Here is a 1,125-nt window from a genome sequence, read left to right as displayed (position 1 = left end):
GGCTGTGTTGAATCGCCATACAGCAGCGAGGTAGGCCGCTAAATCAAAGGAGTTGAAGCGGGAGAATGCGGTTGTCTATGACGCAAATCTCCCGCTTCATCGGGGAGGTTGTACCGGTTGCTCAAAGAGTTACTGGCGATGGAGGCGAATCCGCCGCCCCGGAAGGTGGCGGCGGATTCGCCGACTATGCACTCGTTTCCCTTCACTGTCTGCGGATTTACCTCGATTCATCGTACCGCATAACGATCGACTTACTCAAAGAGATGCCACAAATAACCGGGGAGATCGGCCTCAACGCGTCCGATCTCCCTGCGCCGTCCACGTTGTGTAAAGCGTTCGACCGGATCAGCATGAGCGTCTGTCGAGTGCTGCTGCGCCAGTCGGCGCAGCTGCACGATCTCTCTGAACACGCTGCGATCGACGCCACATTCTACGACCGCTCACCAGCAAGCCGCCACTACTGCCAGCGAATCAGCTACCGCGTTCAGAAGCTCAAAGTCACGAAACTCGTCGATACAGCGTCTCAAGCCGTCCTTGACGTTCACTGCTCAACGAACCGGGAGGGAAGTGACGCCGATCTTGCTGAGCAGATCGCCCGCCGGAACGCGGGCGATCTGCGGTCTCTCGCGGCCGATAAAGGATATGACAAGCAATCGCTTCGTGAAGGATTACGCGAGCTCGGGATCAGACCGCTGATCAAGCACCGCATCTTCGCTCCGTACGACCACGCACACAACGCCAGAATCGACGATAACCGCTACAATCAGCGCTCTATGACTGAAACTGTGAACTCGGCTGTGAAGCGCTCGCTCGGCTTCGCCGTGCGAGCGCGGTCATGGTTTCGTGAGTTCCGCGAAATCGCGCTGATGTGTGTCGTCTATAACATCAAGCGCTTCGTCAAACAGTGAATCTCTACGCCTTACAGCGATTCAACACAGCCCTGCGAGGAGTTCGCGGACCCCGGGCATCTACGAGCGGAGCCGCTGGATACGCTTCTCCATGGGCGGGTGCGTGGAGACAATTTGTTGGAGGAAGCCACGGTCAGAGCTGGAGATACAGAGTGCGCTCACCTGCTGATCAAGGCTCGCGTCGCGGGAGATGAGCCTTCCCAACCTACACTATCCA

1 protein-coding gene and 1 pseudogene are annotated in these 1,125 nt (G+C 57.5%); one reads left to right on the top strand and one right to left on the bottom strand.

Annotated features, from left to right (window positions below):
* Positions 1-77 precede the first annotated feature (77 nt).
* Positions 78-908 carry an IS5 family transposase gene (locus ACP96_RS15490; RefSeq protein ID WP_050034012.1) on the top strand — a complete coding sequence of 277 codons (831 nt, stop codon included), beginning with the start codon at positions 78-80 and terminating at the stop codon, positions 906-908.
* Positions 909-968: 60 nt separating this feature from the next.
* On the opposite strand, the pseudogene ACP96_RS19820 reads toward ACP96_RS15490, so the two are convergent.
* Positions 969-1,109, bottom strand: a pseudogene (locus ACP96_RS19820) (protease); the annotation flags it as partial.
* Between the last annotated feature and the right edge of the window lie 16 nt (positions 1,110-1,125).

The organism is Halorubrum halophilum (genome assembly GCF_000739595.1).
GTDB classification, from domain to species: Archaea; Halobacteriota; Halobacteria; order Halobacteriales; family Haloferacaceae; genus Halorubrum; species Halorubrum halophilum.
The sequence above is the reverse complement of the archived record's forward strand: the minus strand, read 5'-3'. Positions and strand labels throughout refer to the sequence as shown.

Coding starts and splice junctions, on each gene's coding strand:
- ACP96_RS15490 (WP_050034012.1), top strand. CDS start 78: ATGACGCAAATCTCCCGCTTCATCGGGGAGGTTGTACCGGTTGCTCAA.